Origin of the sequence: Nitrosomonas eutropha, assembly GCF_003201195.1 — a bacterium.
Classification (GTDB): domain Bacteria; phylum Pseudomonadota; class Gammaproteobacteria; order Burkholderiales; family Nitrosomonadaceae; genus Nitrosomonas; species Nitrosomonas eutropha.
The window spans coordinates 1-3,705 of the sequence record NZ_QICQ01000065.1; the positions used below are offsets into that span (position 1 = coordinate 1).

Genomic DNA, 3,705 nt, shown 5'->3' on the forward strand with positions numbered 1-3,705 from the left:
CCCTGGAGCGCTTGCTATTGGGTAAGGCTGCAAAGCGTCCTGATTATTGGACGGAAGAAGAACGAGCGCGCAGGACGGCAAAGTGCCAGGCAATCCTGAAAAAGTTCAAGCTATCTTAACGTAACGATAGGGGAATTTTCAACCACCGACATACGCACGCGCGATAACGGAAATCACCACTACCGAGGAAGCCTGAAATTTTAAGGTGTCCGCGTGGTGGTGGTTAGTGACATTTCAAAAAACGGGTAGAAAACCGGGTGTTTTAGAGATCCATAAATCCAATACTCCCTTATATACGTCATTTCCAATGATTATTCGAATCCCATTCTCAGCATTCGGTAATGCTGACACTGACAGCCAGGCCACCCAATGAAGTTTCCTTGTATTTGTGTGACATCTCCAGACCCGTCTGCTTCATCGCGTTAATGCAGTTGTCGAGTGATATAAAATGCTCGCCCGTACCGCGGCAAGCAAGTGCAGCAGCGGTATGGGCCTTGATTGCGCCAAAACCATTACGTTCAATACAGGGCACCTGAACTAGCCCGCCAACCGGATCGCAAGTCATACCCAAATGGTGTTCCAATGCAATTTCAGCCGCATTCTCGATTTGCTCAGTGGTCCCTCCCCGCACCGCGGAAAGACCAGCTGCAGCCATTGCTGCTGCCGAACCCACTTCTCCCTGACAGCCTACTTCCGCCCCGGAAATAGAGCTACGATGCTTGATCAACCCACCAATTGCGGCAGCAGTCAGTAGAAAATCCCGTACTTGCTGCAGAGTCCCACCTTCATGCTTAAGCAGATAGTAAATAACTGCCGGAATAACCCCGGCAGCGCCATTGGTAGGCGCTGTCACAACCATGTGACCCGCAGCATTCTCTTCATTCACCGCCATGGCATAGGCGCATAACCAGTCATTCAGCGTACCTTTTTCCGGATTTGTTTCCAGTTGCTTGAATAGATCTTTTGCACGCCGGCGTATCCCCAGGATACCTGGGAGGCGGCCTTCTGCCGTCAGTCCCTGTTCAACACAATGACACATAGCCTGCCAGATACTGTCCAGTCCCTGATCAAGATCTTGTTCCGACATCCTGGTTAATTCATTGGCGCGTTTCATTTCCGCAATGGATAAGCCACTTTGCCGCGACATCTCAAGCATACTGTCTGCTGAATCAAACGGGTATGGATAAGTACCAGCAAATTCAATTTTAAGCGGAGCATCCAGCTGGCTAATTTCTGCAAGCGTACAGATAAATCCACCCCCGATGGAAAAGAATGTTTCTGACAGAACTTTCTTTCCCTCCTCATCCAGAAGATAAAAAATCATTCCGTTAGGATGTTGCGGTAACGGATCAGATTTATCAAAGACAATGTCATCCTCCGGATTGAAATCAATGTGTCTGCCGCTGGCAAGCTGCACAGTATTGGTCGCCCAGAGCTTTGCAGTCAGCGCATTGACATCCTGCCCGGCGAGGGATGCAGGGCTATAGCCATGCAATCCCAAAGTTACAGCCCTATCTGTTGCGTGCCCTCTTCCAGTAAATGCGAGTGAGCCCTTGAGTACGCAATAAACACGATGGTTGCGATTATCCGGAGTTTGTAAAATCAGCTGGTCAATATCATCACGAAAAACATTTGCTGCCGCCATTGGCCCCATCGTGTGCGAACTGGAGGGGCCAATACCGATTTTAAACAGATCAAGAACGCTTATAAACATAGGATAATTTTTTGATTGGTATTAAGAAGAAAATTGCCCCGACAGTTTGTTGTAATTGCCAAGATTGTATTATAGTGGATTGAGCAAATCCGCTTCACAGACAGATCGAATTATTTTCAGAAATATCACAGAGATAATAATTGACCTGTATAAACAGGCTATGGTCTAATTCTGTAGTTTTAGGGCGACAAAGGCGGTTAACTCAGCGGTAGAGTGCCACCTTCACACGGTGGAAGTCATTGGTTCAATTCCAATACCGTCTACCATATTTCTTTCTGTATGTTCGCCTGCATTAATCCGGCAAGCCGGAAAGAAGATGCTTGCCAAAGCTTATAATTGACAGCATAGCAAAAGGCCCGTTTGCTTATTTATATAACGGTGACAGCTTGAGCAGACTTTTCAAGTCTCCACAGATACACTCACTCTTAACCAATCCTACTCCTGACTCATGCTCAATCCGGCAAGGTTCTCCATTTTGCGATCGTTTCTTGCATGCCTGATTCTCTTCCAATCCGTTCTTTGTCAAGCCGACCTGGTGGAAACAATAGAGCGAGTCAAGCCGGCAATTGTCGGGGTAGGCTCTTTCCACAAATTACGTTCACCCCCTGTTAATTTTCTTGGAACGGGTTTTGTAATCGAAGATGGGCTGCATGTCATCACCAATGTTCATGTAATTTCTGATCTGTCTACTGATAAGAACAAAAACTCATTAATCATCATAACTGGCAAAGGTGATAAGCCAGAACTGAGAAATGCCACTATAGTTGCTCTGGACAAGGAACATGATCTGGCTCTGCTGCGTTTCGAGGGAGCTGCTTTACCCGTAATGAAACTAGGGAATGCCAGCAAAATAAGAGAAGGGAAATTACTGGCATTCACTGGCTTCCCGATCGGAATGGTGCTTGGTTTCTACCCGGTGACCCATCGAGCTACTATCTCTTCAATTACCCCGGTCATACTCCCTGCACAAAATGCCAGACAGCTTGATGCCGCAAAAATTCGCCAGTTGCAAAGATCAGCCTACAAGGTATTTCAGCTAGATGGTACAGCCTACCCCGGTAACAGTGGCAGTCCACTCTACGACCCGGACACGGGTGAAGTTTATGGCGTGGTAAATATGGTCTTTGTGAAAGGTAAAAAGGAATCTATACTGAGCGATCCAAGCGGAATCAGTTATGCCATTCCTGGTAATTACATCATTGATTTGCTTAAAACAAGGCAGCCAAGTAACTTCTAATTAATTTATGCTAGTAGAATAGTTTGTCTTTAACGACACTCGCTGTTTTTTTATCTGGCCAGTCGCTTATACATCAATTTAGCAAGGAGGTATTTTGATTCAAGTAGCCAATCATTATATTTCCAGATTCTCGATACTGCTTGCCAGCATTGAAACTATCGCACTGCTCGGAGTTTTTTTTGCAGGAGCGGCCATCCGGTTTCTGCAGTGGGATGGCACAATGTCCGAGCTGCTAATCTCCCAGCTACCCGGGGCAATTACCTTTACTTTCGTTATTATCGCCAGCATGGCCGCACTGGGCATGTACCAGATGGAAGGTCGACAGGATTTCGAGGGTATTCTGCTCAGGTTGCTGCCATCCTTTGCATTGGGCTTCGGTTTTATCACCCTGATTTTTTACCTGTTTCCGGATCTTTATTTTGGCCGCGGTTTACTGGCTATCGTAATGCTGTTGGCCTTGCTGCTAATACTGTTCATCCGGCTGTTTTTTTTCAGATGGCAAGGTCTGGATAATTTACGTTATCGGGCGCTGGTACTGGAGCTATTGTCAAATCTGGTGTATAGAGAATCAAGCGGCTACCTGTTTTCGATCTCCATTTTGTTTAACGCCGTTAACGAATTTGACGCCCTGCATAACATCCGCTAACAATTTATAGCCCCTTAGTCGGAACCATTTCTTCTGCGCCACTTCCATCAGTTTGAACGCCATTGTCAAAGTAGTCATCCGGCTTCCACAGTTTTTGGTTTTGGCTGT

At 46.5% G+C, this 3,705-nt stretch carries 3 protein-coding genes and 1 tRNA gene; 3 read left to right on the top strand and 1 reads right to left on the bottom strand.

Annotated elements, in window-relative coordinates:
* Nucleotides 1-328: 328 nt before the first annotated feature.
* On the bottom strand, nucleotides 329-1,714 hold the full coding sequence (locus tag C8R14_RS13005; RefSeq protein ID WP_011634800.1) for an L-serine ammonia-lyase: 1,386 nt from the start codon (nucleotides 1,712-1,714) through the stop codon (nucleotides 329-331).
* A 191-nt stretch (nucleotides 1,715-1,905) separates the two neighbouring features.
* On the opposite strand from C8R14_RS13005, the gene C8R14_RS13010 reads away from it, so the two are divergent.
* The 3 genes from C8R14_RS13010 (at nucleotide 1,906) to C8R14_RS14270 (ending at nucleotide 3,597) form a co-directional block, all read left to right on the top strand.
* A tRNA-Val gene (locus C8R14_RS13010) sits at nucleotides 1,906-1,980 on the top strand.
* Nucleotides 1,981-2,162: 182 nt separating this feature from the next.
* Nucleotides 2,163-2,951, top strand: a complete 789-nt coding sequence (locus tag C8R14_RS13015; RefSeq protein WP_011634801.1) for a S1 family peptidase — start codon at nucleotides 2,163-2,165, stop codon at nucleotides 2,949-2,951.
* A 94-nt stretch (nucleotides 2,952-3,045) separates the two neighbouring features.
* Nucleotides 3,046-3,597 carry a hypothetical protein gene (locus C8R14_RS14270; RefSeq protein ID WP_258333082.1) on the top strand — a complete coding sequence of 184 codons (552 nt, stop codon included), beginning with the start codon at nucleotides 3,046-3,048 and terminating at the stop codon, nucleotides 3,595-3,597.
* Nucleotides 3,598-3,705 lie beyond the last annotated feature (108 nt).

Bases quoted from the DNA above. Each gene is read 5' to 3' on its own strand.
- C8R14_RS13005 (WP_011634800.1), bottom strand. From the start codon at position 1,714: ATGTTTATAAGCGTTCTTGATCTGTTTAAAATCGGTATTGGCCCCTCC.
- C8R14_RS13015 (WP_011634801.1), top strand. From the start codon at position 2,163: ATGCTCAATCCGGCAAGGTTCTCCATTTTGCGATCGTTTCTTGCATGC.